The organism is Bradyrhizobium sp. 159 (assembly GCF_023073795.1).
Lineage (GTDB): Bacteria > Pseudomonadota > Alphaproteobacteria > Rhizobiales > Xanthobacteraceae > Bradyrhizobium.
The window spans coordinates 173,625-186,148 of record NZ_JADPKE010000085.1 but is presented as its reverse complement, the minus strand read 5'-3'; the positions used below and the strand labels follow the sequence as shown (position 1 = coordinate 186,148).

The window sequence follows — 12,524 nt, the reverse complement described above, 5'->3', positions numbered from 1 at the left end:
CAGCGGATTGCAAATTCTAGGTAGCGGCGCACAGCAAGACCGGTCCCACCGAGTTCGCGACAGTACGGCGGCCCGCTGATGTCTCTGGGCCGAGATTGCTGTTCGAAACGGCTCTGCGACGAGAGGCGTGTCGGTCAGTCGCGGTGACCCCCGGGCTAGTCTAGGACGCGCCGAAGCGCCCCCGAAGAGAATGGATTCTCCACCTAATCCTAGTGCAGCACGCGGGCGGCTTCGGCGAGCCGGACTTTCTCTCTGAGATCTTCAAGTTCCTCGATTGCGTCTAACAACGCGAGCAGCTTGTCGCGGGCAGCATGTGTCAAATTGGACTTCGGACGCTTTGAAATACGAGCTCGCTGTCCCATCAGTGCACGCCTCCATGCTTGGGCAGGTCCAATAGGCAAGGAGCGTGCCTGTCCCGCAAAACCACGCCTATCAATCGAGCGCTGGAAAGATCGTGGGTGGCATCGTCCGATCTATCCCGAAATCCGAGCTGGAGGGAGCTCGACTCATTCGTGGGGCGCGCGATGCTTAACAGCATCGTTCAAAAATCCCGCAAGGGCGGGACGCTTCCGTTTACGATGAAGGTAGTCAGCAGGCTGCGTACCAGCCGTCCGGAAAGGGGAGGAGAGGCCAGGCGCCCTCATTATCATTGGCGGCCCTGGGCGTTGCGACGCACGACCACGAACGGGGCACGAATTCCTCCTTCGGCGCGGGCGTGCAATCTTCGTGAATCATGGCGCCCCCGACGGCATCCAGCAGCAAGTTGAATTCGGCTTCGCTCATCGCACCCTCCGGAAAGCAGACGGCCCAATATCGCAAAGCCGGCTTGTTTCCCGATTGACCCGGTCGTTCGCATTTTAACGATCCGGCGCTCGGGTCCCGATTGGTTAGCGAGTCCTGAAAATCCCCTTGGAACTTAGGTTCCTGAGCCTTGCCCGCAGTGTGAAAGAAGTCACATCGCCCCGGCTTTATTTCTCGCAAACGTTGTCGCGACCCCGGCCAACGCCGCCGGGCGGGCAGAGCAGAACGGGAGAGCGGTCATGAAGGTGAGGTTCTTGCGGTTTGCAATTGTGAAGAGCCGGGCGCGCCGCGCCTCGACGGTCGGGCTTTTCCTGACGATGTTTGCCTCCGCCGCCCATGCGCAGGGAACGCCGGAGCAGCGCCGGGCCTGCACGCCCGACGTCTACCGTCTCTGCGCCGGCGAAATCCCCAACGTCCGTGCCATCACCGCGTGCCTGCGACGTCACCGGGCCAGCCTGAGCGAAGCGTGCCGCGGCGTGTTCGACCAGGCCGGCGGGTAGTCGTCTCTGTGGATTTGTGCGCAGCAAGTGGCGTGCGCGCCACGCAAATCTGTTGAATCCGCGCTTGTGAATATGCTGCGGACAGGCTGTTGAGTGATCGAAAAGCCAACGTCGGTCCGCACGCGTCGATCCCAATGACGGAACGTCTCGGACTACGTTTTGCTCCATCGGAGCTTCGCCTCTACAGAAATTCTGACTTAGCGCATTGTCCGGCCACCTCATCCCAGTCAGAGGGGACGAGAAACCTAAGTTCGCCGCCTGCCATTATTGCGAACGCATTGCGAAGGACGACGAATTCGTCCTTTGCAAGCGCAACTGGCTTTGTTATACGCAGCCGCGCGCGAACGACTGGTTCGCCTTTTCCTCGGTAGCTCAGCGGTAGAGCATCCGACTGTTAATCGGATGGTCGCTGGTTCGAATCCAGCCCGGGGAGCCAAATTTTATCGCCGGTTCAATGAGTTGCGATAGCGCCGTCATGTGCCGCGCGATTTCGTTGCGGCAATATCTGAACTGCTTCCACGATCCTGGCGCGCAATCAAACTCAACCAGACGTGTGCAATAGCGCCTTGGCGCCATGAGGACGGCGCCAAATCGACTCAATTCAAATCGAGCTTGCCCCGTGCCGGATCCTTACGGAGCTGATTCCCATGCCAGACATCCAGATCGACCGTTCTCAAAGGGGACCCTCGATCCTGCCGGCCGACATTCCCGAACTCAGCGACGACGAATGCATCGCTTGTCTTGCGCGTGCGGTCGAGGCACCCGATTCGGCACGGCTGGACGAGGTCGCCGCTCTGATTGGCCGCCTCGCGGTGGCGATCGAATGATGCGTCCCGCACCCTGATCCTGATGCGGTGAGCTGCGCAAGCCCATGGGGCTCCTCGCGGCCAACGGCCATGTTGCGTTTTCGGCGGGCATGTTTCAAAGATGCCGCCAATTCATCTCCGCGGCATCGTCCGCATTCCAGGGTCCGCAAATGTCCGGTTTCTCGACTGCGCGCCAAAAAATGGTCGATGGCCAGGTGCGCACCAATGACGTTACCGACCGTCGTATTCTCGATGCCATGCTTACGGTTCCGCGCGAGGCCTTCGTGCCGGCCAGCAGGCAGGCGTTGGCTTATCTCGACCTCGACCTCGATGTGAGCGAGGGCGGCGCCAAGCGGTTCCTGATCAAGCCGCAACTGACCGGCAAGCTGCTCCAGGCCGCCGAAATCGGCCAAGGAGACAATGTGCTGATCGTCGGCTGCGCGACGGGCTATCTGGCCGCGCTTGCCGCCAAGCTCGCGCGCCAGGTCACGGCGACGGAATGTGATCCGGGCCTGGCGGCGAAGGCCAAGGACGCCTTCGCTGCCCTTGGGCTCGCCAACGTTACCTGCAAAGTCGCCTCCTGCAGCGAGGGTGATCCGTCCACCGCTCCTTATGACGTGATCGTCCTCAATGGCGCTGCCGAGATAACCCTGGAGGGGCTGCTCGGGCAGCTGAAGGAAGGCGGGCGCCTCGTGGGAGTGTCGGCCGAATCCAGGCCGCCGCGGGCCATGATCGTGACAAAGACTCATGGTGAATTCGGCCATCGGGCGTTGTTCGACGCCGCCGCCCCGGTCCTTCCCGGGTTGGAACGGGCCGCCGCCTTCGTTTTCTGAGGCCCGGAGCCGAAAAATCCCGTTCTGAATCAGAAGTGTGGCCGGGATGCTGCACGTGAAGAGTTTCCACCGAGAACTACCCTGAGGTGGTTCCGCCGCGACAATCCCCGTCCTATGTTGCGGCGGGGCAACGACTCCACTCGGTAGACGGTACCCAGCTCGCGGGCACGAGCCGGGCGTTAGAATGAACGGAATTTCAGGGATGCATGGGGTGAAGCTCTTCACCGGAGCTGCGGTTTCGGTCCTGCTGCTGTCGCTAGCCGGGCCGACGCCTGCCTTGGCGGACACGATCGAGTCCGCGCTGGTGCGCGCCTATCAGAACAATCCGCAGCTCAACGCACAGCGTGCCCAGGTGCGCTCGACCGACGAGAACGTGCCTCAGGCATTGTCGGGATATCGCCCCAGAGTCGCGCTGACGGCGAGCGCCGGTTATCAATATCAGGACACGCTGACCGCGCCGGGCAGCGCCCCAATCAATGGCACCACCGTTCCCCGCAGCGCGGGCCTGACGGTTTCGCAGACGCTCTACAACGGCAACCAGACGGCCAACAGGACGCGCGCGGCAGAGAGCCAGGTGTCCGGTGCTCGCGAAGCGCTGCGCAGCCTCGATCAAAGCGTGCTGCTTCAGGCTGCAACGACCTACATGGACTATCTGCGCGATGCCGCCACGCTGGAAGTCCAACGCAGCAACGTGCGCGTGCTCGAGCAGACGCTGAAGCAGACCCGTGACCGCTTCAATGTCGGCGAAGTGACGCGTACCGACGTCGCCCAATCGGAAGCGCAACTCGCTGCCGGCAGGACGCAGGCGCTTACCGCCGAAGCCAATCTCACCACGACGCGCGCGAATTTCCGTCGCATCATCGGCAACGAGCCGACAAACCTCGCGCCGGGCTCTCCGGTCGACCGGTTCCTGCCTGCGACGCTCGCGTCGGCCGTCGAGCTCAGCTTGGTCGAGCATCCCAACGTCACGGCCGCAATGTTCGGCATCGACGTCAACTATCTGCAGGTCAAGGTCGCCGAAGGCGCGCTGCTGCCCACGGTCACGTTGCAGGCCAGCGCAACGCAGGCCAATGAACAGTCGCTGATTCAATACAGGTCGTTTAGCGCAGCCGCGGTCGCACAGGCCTCGTGGCAGCTCTATGATGGCGGCAATCAATATGCGCTGATCCGTCAATCCAAGGAAAACCTGGCGCAGCAGCGTCTCAATCTCGAAACCACGCGCGACCAGATTCGTGCGACCGTGGTTCAGTGGTGGGGGTCGTTGCAGGCCGGTAAGGCGCAGGTGCAGTCTGCGCAGGCGCAAGTTGCGGCATCCGAGATCGCGCTGAATGGCGTGCGCGAAGAAGCCAAGGCGGGTCAGCGCACCACGCTCGACGTCCTCAACGCGCAGCAGGCCTTGGTCAACGCGCGCGTCGCGCTGGTCACCGCGCAGCATGACCGCGTGGTTGCATCCTATAACGTTCTCGCGGCTGTTGGCCGCCTGTCGCCGCAGGTGCTCGGCCTCGCGACCACGGTCTACGATCCCTCCGTGCATTACCAGCAGGTCCGCGACAGCTGGGCCGGTGTACGCACGCCTGACGGACGCTGATGTCCGTAGTGATCCGGTCGGTCTCGCGAAGTGCCGAGGCCGACTGGCGCTTTGCTTGCAATCATCAAAATCCCTGACATAGCCTTGCCAAGAAGATGCGGGTCGATTCGCCCGTATCGATGCCGTGTGCGTAAAGCTTGAGTGCCGGGGGCAGGGGCGCACCGCCGCACGTTGAGCCGTGATCTGGGGACAAGTCGGGCTGCTGCGACGAAAATCGTCGGGCCGCCGGTCCGGAACCGGCCAATCCTGCCGTGCTTGGTGTAAAACAACGCATGCGAGGGCGTTGATGATGTGGAGTCGGAGATGACGCAGCCTGCAAAGGTTACAGAACCCTCGATGGAGGAGATTCTGGCCTCGATCCGGCGCATCATCGCCGACGATGAGGCCAAGCCTCCGCCGACAGAAGCCGCAAAACCCGAGAAGGCTGCGGCGCCCGCCGCGCCAAAGCCGCAGGCGATGAACGACATTCCGCCATCCAAGGTCGCTCCGCCCAAACCCGCCGCCGAGAAGCCCGCACCGCCGCAGGCTGCAAAGCCGGCGCCGCCGCCGTCCGCAGCTGCGGCGGACGCATCCAATAGCCAAGACGACATCGACGCGCTGCTGGCCGGGCTCGACGCAGCCACGCCTGCGCCGGAGGTCCGCGCTCCCGAGCCGGAGCCGGAGCCCGACGTGCTCGAGTTGACCGACGAGATGGCGATGGACCCGACACCGCCTCCGCCGCCACCCACCTTCCACAAGGTCGAGCCGCGCGACGATCTCGAATTCACGGAATCGCCGCAGCCGCGCCCCCCGTCGCCGCCGTCCTACACGCCGGTGGACTACGATGCGCCGCCGGTGCCGCCGCAACAGCCGATCCTGGCGCAATCGACGGTCTCCGCGGTCGAATCTGCCTTCAACTCGCTGGCCCACACGGTTCTGAGCAGCAATGCGCGGACGCTGGAGGATCTGGTCAAGGAGATGTTGCGTCCGATGCTGAAGTCCTGGCTCGATGACAATCTGCCGGGCCTGGTTGAACGCATCGTGAAGGCCGAAATCGAGCGAGTCTCGCGCGGCGGCCGCTGAGGAGGGCCGTGCGGCCAAGATAAAGCCCTGCTCCGGCGTCATATTCGGCCTGCGGCCCGGGCCGAAAACGCCTGTCGTCGAGCTTCCCGTTGACTTGAACCGCGCGCGCGGCTTTCTAACAGCCCCATGATCGAGAAAAATTACCAGCCCGCCGATATCGAAACCCGCATGTCCGTGGTGTGGGAGGACAGCCTTGCCTTCAAGGCCGGCCGCCCCGACCGCCGCGACGCGGTGCCGTTCACCATCGTGATCCCGCCGCCGAACGTGACGGGCTCGCTGCACATGGGCCACGCCCTCAACAATACGCTTCAGGACATCCTGTGCCGGTTCGAGCGCATGCGCGGCCGCGACGTGCTGTGGCAGCCCGGCACCGACCATGCCGGAATCGCGACCCAGATGGTGGTCGAGCGCCAGCTGATGGAGCGTCAAGAGCCCGGCCGCCGCGAGATGGGCCGCGAGAAGTTTCTGGAGCGGGTCTGGCAGTGGAAGGCCGAGAGCGGCGACACCATCATCAATCAGCTCAAGCGACTCGGCGCGTCTTGCGACTGGTCGCGCGAGCGCTTCACCATGGACGAGGGCCTGTCGAAGGCCGTCGTCAAGGTGTTTGTCGAGCTGCACCGCGAGGGGCTGATCTACAAGGACAAGCGGCTGGTGAACTGGGACACCAAGCTCTTGACCGCAATCTCCGACCTCGAAGTGCAGCAGGTCGAGGTCAAGGGCAGCCTCTGGTATCTGCGCTACCCGATCGAGGGCAAGACCTTCAGCCCCGAGGATCCCTCGAGCTTCATCGTCGTCGCCACCACGCGCCCCGAGACCATGCTCGGCGACACCGGCGTGGCCGTGCATCCCGATGACGAGCGTTATCAGAAGCTTATCGGCAAGAACGTCATCCTGCCGTTGGTCGGTCGCAAGATCCAGATCGTCGCCGACGACTATTCGGATCCGGACAAGGGCTCGGGCGCGGTGAAGGTGACGCCGGCGCACGACTTCAACGATTTCGAGGTCGGTAATCGCCGCGGCCTGCGCCGGATCAGCGTCCTCGACAGGGAGGGTTCTCTCGATCTCCTCGACAACGAGGATTATCTGCGTGACTTGCCGGAAGGCGCCGGGCAGTTCGCCGAGGAATTCCACAAGGTCGACCGCTTTGTCGCACGCAAGCGCATCGTCGAGCGATTGGAATCGTTCGGCTTCGTCGAGCGGATCGAGCCGCACACCCACATGGTGCCGCATGGCGATCGTTCGAACAGCGTGATCGAGCCGTATCTGACCGATCAATGGTATGTCGATGCCAAGACGCTGGCGAAGCCCGCGATCGCGGCGGTGCGTTCGGGCGAAACGACGTTCGTGCCGAAAAACTGGGAAAAGACCTATTTCGAGTGGATGGAGAACATCCAGCCCTGGTGCATCTCGCGCCAGCTCTGGTGGGGCCACCAGATCCCGGCCTGGTACGGTCCGGATGGGAAGGTGTTCGTCGCCGAGACCGAGGAGGAGGCCGTCAGCCACGCGCTCGGCTATTACGTCGAGCAGGAGGTCATCACGGCCGAGCAGGGGCGTGAGATGGCGCTCGATCGCAACAAGCGCGAAGGCTTCATCACGCGCGACGAGGACGTGCTCGACACTTGGTTTTCGTCGGCGCTGTGGCCGTTCTCGACGCTCGGCTGGCCCGACGACACGCCCGAGGTGCAGCGCTATTATCCGACCAATGCGCTGGTGACCGGCTTCGACATCATCTTCTTCTGGGTCGCCCGCATGATGATGATGGGCCTGCACTTCATGAAGGAGGTGCCGTTCTCGACCGTCTACATCCACGCCCTCGTCCGCGACGAGAAGGGCGCCAAGATGTCGAAGTCGAAGGGCAACGTCATCGATCCTCTCCATCTGATCGACGAATATGGCGCGGACGCGCTCCGCTTCACGCTGGCCGCGATGGCGGCGCAGGGCCGCGACATCAAGCTCGCCACCAGCCGCGTCGAGGGCTACCGCAATTTCGCGACCAAGCTCTGGAATGCTTGTCGCTTCGCGGAGATGAATCACTGTGCCGTTCCCGACGGCTTCGAGCCGGCGAAGGCGAAGCAGACGCTGAACCGCTGGATCGCGCACGAGAGCGCGCACACCACGCGCGAAGTGACCGAGGCCATCGGAGCCTATCGCTTCAACGATGCCGCCGGCAGCATCTACCGCTTCGTCTGGAACGTCTATTGCGACTGGTATGTCGAGCTCGCCAAGCCCGTGCTGCTCGGTCCCGACAGTCCCGCCAAGGACGAAACCCGCGCCATGGTGGCCTGGGCGCGCGACGAGATCCTCAAGCTGCTGCACCCCTTCATGCCCTTCATCACCGAAGAGCTGTGGGAGGTGACGGCGAAGCGCGATGGCCTGCTCGCATTGGCGCCGTGGCCGCTCAAGCCGGTTGAGCCGACGCCGGAGCAGCTTGCGATGCTCGCCGCGACGACGGGACCGACCGATCCGCTCGTCTCGCCGGCCTGGGTGCTGCCGATCTTCGACCATGCCGACTTCAGCGATCCCGCGGCCGAGGCCGAGATCGGCTGGGTGATTGATCTTGTCACCCAGATCCGTTCGGTGCGTGCCGAGATGAATATCCCGCCGGCGACGCTGACGGCGCTGGTGCTCGTGGGCGTTTCGGCAGAGACGAAAGAGCGCGCGCCGCGCTGGACCGACGTCATCAAGCGCATGGCGCGGCTCTCCGACATCTCTTTCGCCGACCGCGCACCTGACGGCGCCGTTCAACTGCTTGTGCGCGGCGAGGTGGCCGCGCTGCCGCTGAAGGGCGTAATCGACGTCGGCGCCGAGCGCACGCGTCTCGACAAGGAGATCGGCAAGGCCGACGCCGACATCAAGCGCGCCGAGTCCAAGCTGGCCAACGAGAAGTTCGTCGCCAACGCGGCCGAGGAGGTCGTCGAGGAGGAGCGCGAAAAGCGCGAGGCGGCGCTGGCCCGCAAGGCCAAGCTGCTGGAGGCGCTGGAGCGGCTCAAGCAGGCGTCTTAATCTGGTCCTCATTCCGGGGCGGCTCGAAGGGCCGAACCCGGAATCTCGAGATTCCGGGTCTGGTCCTTCGGACCATCCCGGAATGATCGTTACTTCGGAAACGGCTTGCTCAAAAATTTCGAGCCCTTGATGCCATAGCGCCAGGGCAGCTCGACCGCCTTGGTGATGCCGATCCGAATCCCGGCAGCGACCTCGACATCCTCCGTCCGCGCGTGCAGGGCGATCGGCGGCCGGTCCAGCGGCAGCGCGTTGTGCGCGATCGTGATGCCGAGCGCTTCGGTCAGCTTGCCCGGGCCCGAGCACAGCGCGTGCAAATCCTGGAGATGGCGGCGGCGTCGCATCGCGGCTAAGCCATGGGTCGGCTCCAGCGCGCGGATCAGCACGGCGCTGGCCGAACCTTCCTCCTCGCAGACGAAGTTCACGCACCAATGGATGCCGTAGGAACGGTAGACATAGGCGTAGCCGGGCGGCCCAAACATCACCTGGTTCCGAGGCGTCGGCCCGCGATAGGAATGCGCGGCCGGGTCGGTATGATGATAGGCCTCGACCTCGACGATGATTCCACCGACGCCGTCGACCAGCATGGTGGCGCCGATCAGGTCGGGCGCGACCTCGTGGACGCTGCGGTCGAAAAAGGTCCGCTTCAGCGGCTTGCCAAGCCGCAACGGAGAGGCATTCGATCTTGGAGCCATTCGAGGTGAGAATCGCCTGAGAACAGAGCAGGATATTGCCCATATCTGCCATGTTCGCTGAAGCGGGGCGAGCCGGGTTGCGATGCTCAGCCGGACCGACTAGGTAGGACCTGAACAGACCGGACACCCCATGGTCGTTATTGTCGATACCATCACGAACCCGCAGCGCCCGCGCCACCCTGAAAAGGTGAACCGGCCCGATTCCACTTCGCCGCCGAAGCCGGACTGGATTCGCGTGCGCGCGCCCAATACCCGCGGCTATGCCGACACCCGCAACATCGTGCGGGCCAACGGCCTGCACACGGTGTGCGAGGAAGCGGGCTGCCCGAATATCGGCGAGTGTTGGGACAAGAAGCACGCGACCTTCATGATCATGGGTGACACCTGCACCCGTGCCTGCGCCTTCTGCAACGTCAAGACCGGCCTGCCCAACGCGCTCGATGCGTCCGAACCGCAGCACGTCGCCGAGGCCGTGGCCAAGCTGGGGCTGGCGCACGTCGTCATCACTTCGGTCGACCGCGACGACCTCGCCGACGGCGGCGCCGAGCATTTTGCCCAGACCATTCGTGCGATCCGCGCCGCGTGTCCTTCGACCACGATCGAGATCCTGACGCCGGACTTCCTGCGCAAGGAGGGGGCACTCGAGGTCGTCGTTGCGGCGAAGCCCGACGTGTTCAACCACAATCTCGAGACCGTGCCGTCGCGCTATCTCACGGTGCGGCCCGGCGCGCGCTATTTCCACTCGATCCGGTTGCTGCAGCGGGTTAGGGAGCTCGATCCCACCATCTTCACCAAGTCCGGCATCATGGTCGGCCTTGGCGAGGAGCGCCACGAGGTGCTCCAGGTAATGGACGATCTGCGCTCTGCCGAGGTCGATTTCCTGACCATCGGCCAGTATCTCCAACCCACCCGTAAGCATCACGCCGTGATGCGCTTCGTGCCGCCCGACGAGTTCGCCTCCTACGAGAAGGTCGCCTACACCAAGGGCTTCCTGATGGTGTCGGCGAGCCCGCTGACCCGCTCGTCCCATCATGCCGGCGAGGATTTTGCGAGATTGAAGGCCGCGCGGGCAGATAACGCCCGCTGAACCGCTATGCCCAAATTTTCGAGCAAGCGCCGTGTCAGTCACAGCGCATCCGAGATGTTTGATCTGGTCGCCGACGTCGAGCGATACCCGGAATTCGTGCCCTTGTGCAGCGCGCTGAGGGTGCGTCAGCGCATGACGAAGCCCGACGGCACCGAGGTGCTGGTCGCCGACATGACGGTGTCGTTCAAGCTGGTCAAGGAATCCTTCACCAGCCGGGTGACACTCGACCGCGCCAATCTGAAAATCCTGGTCGAATATTTGCAAGGTCCTTTCAGAAATCTTGAAAACCGCTGGACGTTCGAGCCCAAGGGTGAGGGCGTCTGCGACGTCGGTTTCTTCCTCGCCTATGAATTCAAGAGCCGCATGCTCGCGATGCTGATGGGCTCGATGTTCGATGCCGCCTTCGCGCGCTTCTCCTCTGCGTTCGAAAAACGCGCGGACGCGATTTATGGCCGGCCGAAGCTGGCGTCGACGTAGGCGCACTCTTTCCACCGTCATTGCGAGGAGCTCTTGCGACGAAGCAATCCAGGCTGCGTCCGCGGAGACGTCTGGGTTTGCTTCGCTTCCGCCTTCGCTCTCCGAGCTTCGGTGTACAAGCCGCTGGGAAATGACTGAGGATGAGCATCCAGGTAGCTTTTCCAATTGGCATCTCAATCGCAGACACACCTGCGCGTTCTCGCGGCTTTTCTCGTCCGAGCTTTGCTTCGTCGCGACACCCTCTTGAAGTCAGAGGGCGCAGGGAAGGCCGGATGCCGGCTGGGCACCCGCGGTCCACTGTGCGAAGTTGCGCTAGGAAGAGCTGCACAGCGGCATTCAGGTGAAGCCAAACAACTGGCCTTCCCTGCGCAGTGGTTTGACGGCTTATGCCGAGCTCTCCCCGGGGAGCGATGCACTATTGCCCCCGTCGCCTTGCGGATCGCTGATGCGCGCGCCCGGTTGGACGACACGCATCACCGCAAGACTTGACGCACAGGCCCCGGGCGTCAGGACGACACGGTTTTGCCGTACGCTGATAGCAACGGTCGTTTGCGCGCGGCGATCGCTCACGGTTGCCCGCCCTGCGATGCCCTTCGCGCCGGTGCTGCCAGCGCCCACCACGGCCCAGCCCGCGTTTCGTGACGATCGCGATACGCCCCTCTGACCGGGATGAGGTGGCCACACAATGCGCCAAATCAGAATTTCTGTAAAGGCGAATATTTTGACGCATGTGGGTTGACCCCGCGGTTGTGTGTCTTGCCCGACGGGCAACACAAAGGATTGTGGCCCAGAGCAGCGCAATCTGGGCTACCAGGTTGGTGTTCCCATTGACATCCGCCGGGATCATTTCGCGCCGCCGCGAGTTCTTCACGGATTCGTCCGGGTTGGAGCTGCCATGACCATCAATTTCGATACGTTGAAAGCATCGCTCGTCCTGTATGGCTTGAACGTGATTTACGCGATCCTGCTGTTCGCGGTCGGCTGGTATCTGTCCGGCGCAATGCAGCGCTTCGTCACGCGCGTCTTGAGTGTCACGCACCGCGTCGATCCGCTGGTGACCTTGTTCGTCGCCAGTGTGGCTCGCTATGCCGTGCTCGCGGTGGTCGGCATCGCCCTGCTCCAGCTCTTTGGCATCCAGACCGCGAGCCTCGTTGCCGTGCTGGGCGCGACTTCACTCGCCATCGGCCTTGCGCTTCAAGGCACGCTCTCCAACCTCGCCGCTGGCGTGATGCTGCTGCTGTTTCGTCCCTTTCACATCGGCGACGACGTCGAGGTCGCCGGCAAGGCGGGGAAGGTGAAGTCGTTGTCGCTGTTCATGACCGAGCTGGTCGCGCTCGACAACACGCAGATCTTGTTGCCGAACGGGCAGGTGTGGGGCGCGGCCATCATCAACCACAGCGCCTATCCAGGTACGGGCGACGTCAAGGTGGCGTTTCCGGTCAGGGCAGGCGCGGTCAATGCGTTGGCCGACCAGATCCTGAAGGAGCTGCGCGACGATCCCCGCATCGACGACAGGACCGCGCCCTCGGTCAATGTGTCAAAAGTGATCGCTGCCGATCCCGCAGCACCCGTCGTGGAATTGACGGTGAGCGCGAAGGTCAATCCATCAGATGCCGATGCGGTTAGACAGCGCGTGCTCGATCGTGCGAGCGCGGTGCTGTCGGCGGCCTGAGAG

12 protein-coding genes and 1 tRNA gene are annotated in these 12,524 nt (G+C 63.5%); 10 read left to right on the top strand and 3 right to left on the bottom strand.

The window, feature by feature from the left end:
- Positions 1–209: 209 nt before the first annotated feature.
- Together IVA96_RS24040 and IVA96_RS24035 are read right to left on the bottom strand one after the other, a co-directional pair.
- Positions 210–362 (bottom strand): hypothetical protein, encoded by a 153-nt coding sequence (locus tag IVA96_RS24040; protein WP_247281070.1) that lies wholly within the window; start codon positions 360–362, stop codon positions 210–212.
- 226 nt (positions 363–588) lie between these two features.
- On the bottom strand, positions 589–783 hold the full coding sequence (locus IVA96_RS24035; protein WP_247281071.1) for a hypothetical protein: 195 nt from the start codon (positions 781–783) through the stop codon (positions 589–591).
- A 257-nt stretch (positions 784–1,040) separates the two neighbouring features.
- On the opposite strand from IVA96_RS24035, the gene IVA96_RS24030 reads away from it, so the two are divergent.
- The 7 genes from IVA96_RS24030 to IVA96_RS24000 all read left to right on the top strand — a co-directional run bounded on the left by IVA96_RS24030 (position 1,041) and on the right by IVA96_RS24000 (position 8,593).
- Entirely contained in the window at positions 1,041–1,301 is a 261-nt protein-coding gene (locus tag IVA96_RS24030) for a hypothetical protein (RefSeq protein ID WP_247281072.1), read from the top strand.
- 361 nt (positions 1,302–1,662) lie between these two features.
- A tRNA-Asn gene (locus IVA96_RS24025) sits at positions 1,663–1,737 on the top strand.
- Positions 1,738–1,948: 211 nt separating this feature from the next.
- The gene (locus tag IVA96_RS24020; protein WP_247419555.1) at positions 1,949–2,128 is read left to right on the top strand and encodes a hypothetical protein; all 180 of its coding nucleotides are present in this window, start codon (positions 1,949–1,951) and stop codon (positions 2,126–2,128) included.
- 149 nt (positions 2,129–2,277) lie between these two features.
- Positions 2,278–2,940, top strand: a complete 663-nt coding sequence (locus tag IVA96_RS24015) for a protein-L-isoaspartate O-methyltransferase (RefSeq protein ID WP_247419552.1) — start codon at positions 2,278–2,280, stop codon at positions 2,938–2,940.
- A gap of 202 nt (positions 2,941–3,142) precedes the next feature.
- Positions 3,143–4,528 (top strand): TolC family outer membrane protein, encoded by a 1,386-nt coding sequence (locus IVA96_RS24010; RefSeq protein ID WP_247281128.1) that lies wholly within the window; start codon positions 3,143–3,145, stop codon positions 4,526–4,528.
- 303 nt (positions 4,529–4,831) lie between these two features.
- Positions 4,832–5,590 (top strand): DUF2497 domain-containing protein, encoded by a 759-nt coding sequence (locus IVA96_RS24005; protein ID WP_247281075.1) that lies wholly within the window; start codon positions 4,832–4,834, stop codon positions 5,588–5,590.
- A 126-nt stretch (positions 5,591–5,716) separates the two neighbouring features.
- Positions 5,717–8,593, top strand: coding sequence for a valine--tRNA ligase (locus tag IVA96_RS24000; RefSeq protein ID WP_247419550.1), 2,877 nt, complete (start codon positions 5,717–5,719; stop codon positions 8,591–8,593).
- An 89-nt stretch (positions 8,594–8,682) separates the two neighbouring features.
- On the opposite strand, the gene IVA96_RS23995 is transcribed toward IVA96_RS24000, so the two are convergent.
- A complete protein-coding gene (locus tag IVA96_RS23995) occupies positions 8,683–9,285 on the bottom strand; it encodes a DNA-3-methyladenine glycosylase (protein ID WP_247281077.1) in 603 nt (200 codons plus the stop codon).
- 130 nt (positions 9,286–9,415) lie between these two features.
- Between IVA96_RS23995 and lipA the strand changes: the two genes are divergently transcribed.
- The 3 genes from lipA to IVA96_RS23980 all read left to right on the top strand — a co-directional run bounded on the left by lipA (position 9,416) and on the right by IVA96_RS23980 (position 12,521).
- Entirely contained in the window at positions 9,416–10,372 is a 957-nt protein-coding gene (lipA, locus tag IVA96_RS23990) for a lipoyl synthase (protein WP_247419547.1), read from the top strand.
- 6 nt (positions 10,373–10,378) lie between these two features.
- Entirely contained in the window at positions 10,379–10,849 is a 471-nt protein-coding gene (locus tag IVA96_RS23985; RefSeq protein ID WP_247419544.1) for a type II toxin-antitoxin system RatA family toxin, read from the top strand.
- A gap of 895 nt (positions 10,850–11,744) precedes the next feature.
- Complete coding sequence (locus IVA96_RS23980) at positions 11,745–12,521, top strand: mechanosensitive ion channel domain-containing protein (RefSeq protein WP_247419542.1); 777 nt, start codon at positions 11,745–11,747, stop codon at positions 12,519–12,521.
- Positions 12,522–12,524: the final 3 nt, after the last annotated feature.

Coding starts and splice junctions, on each gene's coding strand:
- IVA96_RS24040 (WP_247281070.1), bottom strand. CDS start 362: ATGGGACAGCGAGCTCGTATTTCAAAGCGTCCGAAGTCCAATTTGACA.
- IVA96_RS24035 (WP_247281071.1), bottom strand. CDS start 783: ATGAGCGAAGCCGAATTCAACTTGCTGCTGGATGCCGTCGGGGGCGCC.
- IVA96_RS24030 (WP_247281072.1), top strand. CDS start 1,041: ATGAAGGTGAGGTTCTTGCGGTTTGCAATTGTGAAGAGCCGGGCGCGC.
- IVA96_RS24020 (WP_247419555.1), top strand. CDS start 1,949: ATGCCAGACATCCAGATCGACCGTTCTCAAAGGGGACCCTCGATCCTG.
- IVA96_RS24015 (WP_247419552.1), top strand. CDS start 2,278: ATGTCCGGTTTCTCGACTGCGCGCCAAAAAATGGTCGATGGCCAGGTG.
- IVA96_RS24010 (WP_247281128.1), top strand. CDS start 3,143: ATGCATGGGGTGAAGCTCTTCACCGGAGCTGCGGTTTCGGTCCTGCTG.
- IVA96_RS24005 (WP_247281075.1), top strand. CDS start 4,832: ATGACGCAGCCTGCAAAGGTTACAGAACCCTCGATGGAGGAGATTCTG.
- IVA96_RS24000 (WP_247419550.1), top strand. CDS start 5,717: ATGATCGAGAAAAATTACCAGCCCGCCGATATCGAAACCCGCATGTCC.
- IVA96_RS23995 (WP_247281077.1), bottom strand. CDS start 9,285: ATGGCTCCAAGATCGAATGCCTCTCCGTTGCGGCTTGGCAAGCCGCTG.
- lipA (WP_247419547.1), top strand. CDS start 9,416: ATGGTCGTTATTGTCGATACCATCACGAACCCGCAGCGCCCGCGCCAC.
- IVA96_RS23985 (WP_247419544.1), top strand. CDS start 10,379: ATGCCCAAATTTTCGAGCAAGCGCCGTGTCAGTCACAGCGCATCCGAG.
- IVA96_RS23980 (WP_247419542.1), top strand. CDS start 11,745: ATGACCATCAATTTCGATACGTTGAAAGCATCGCTCGTCCTGTATGGC.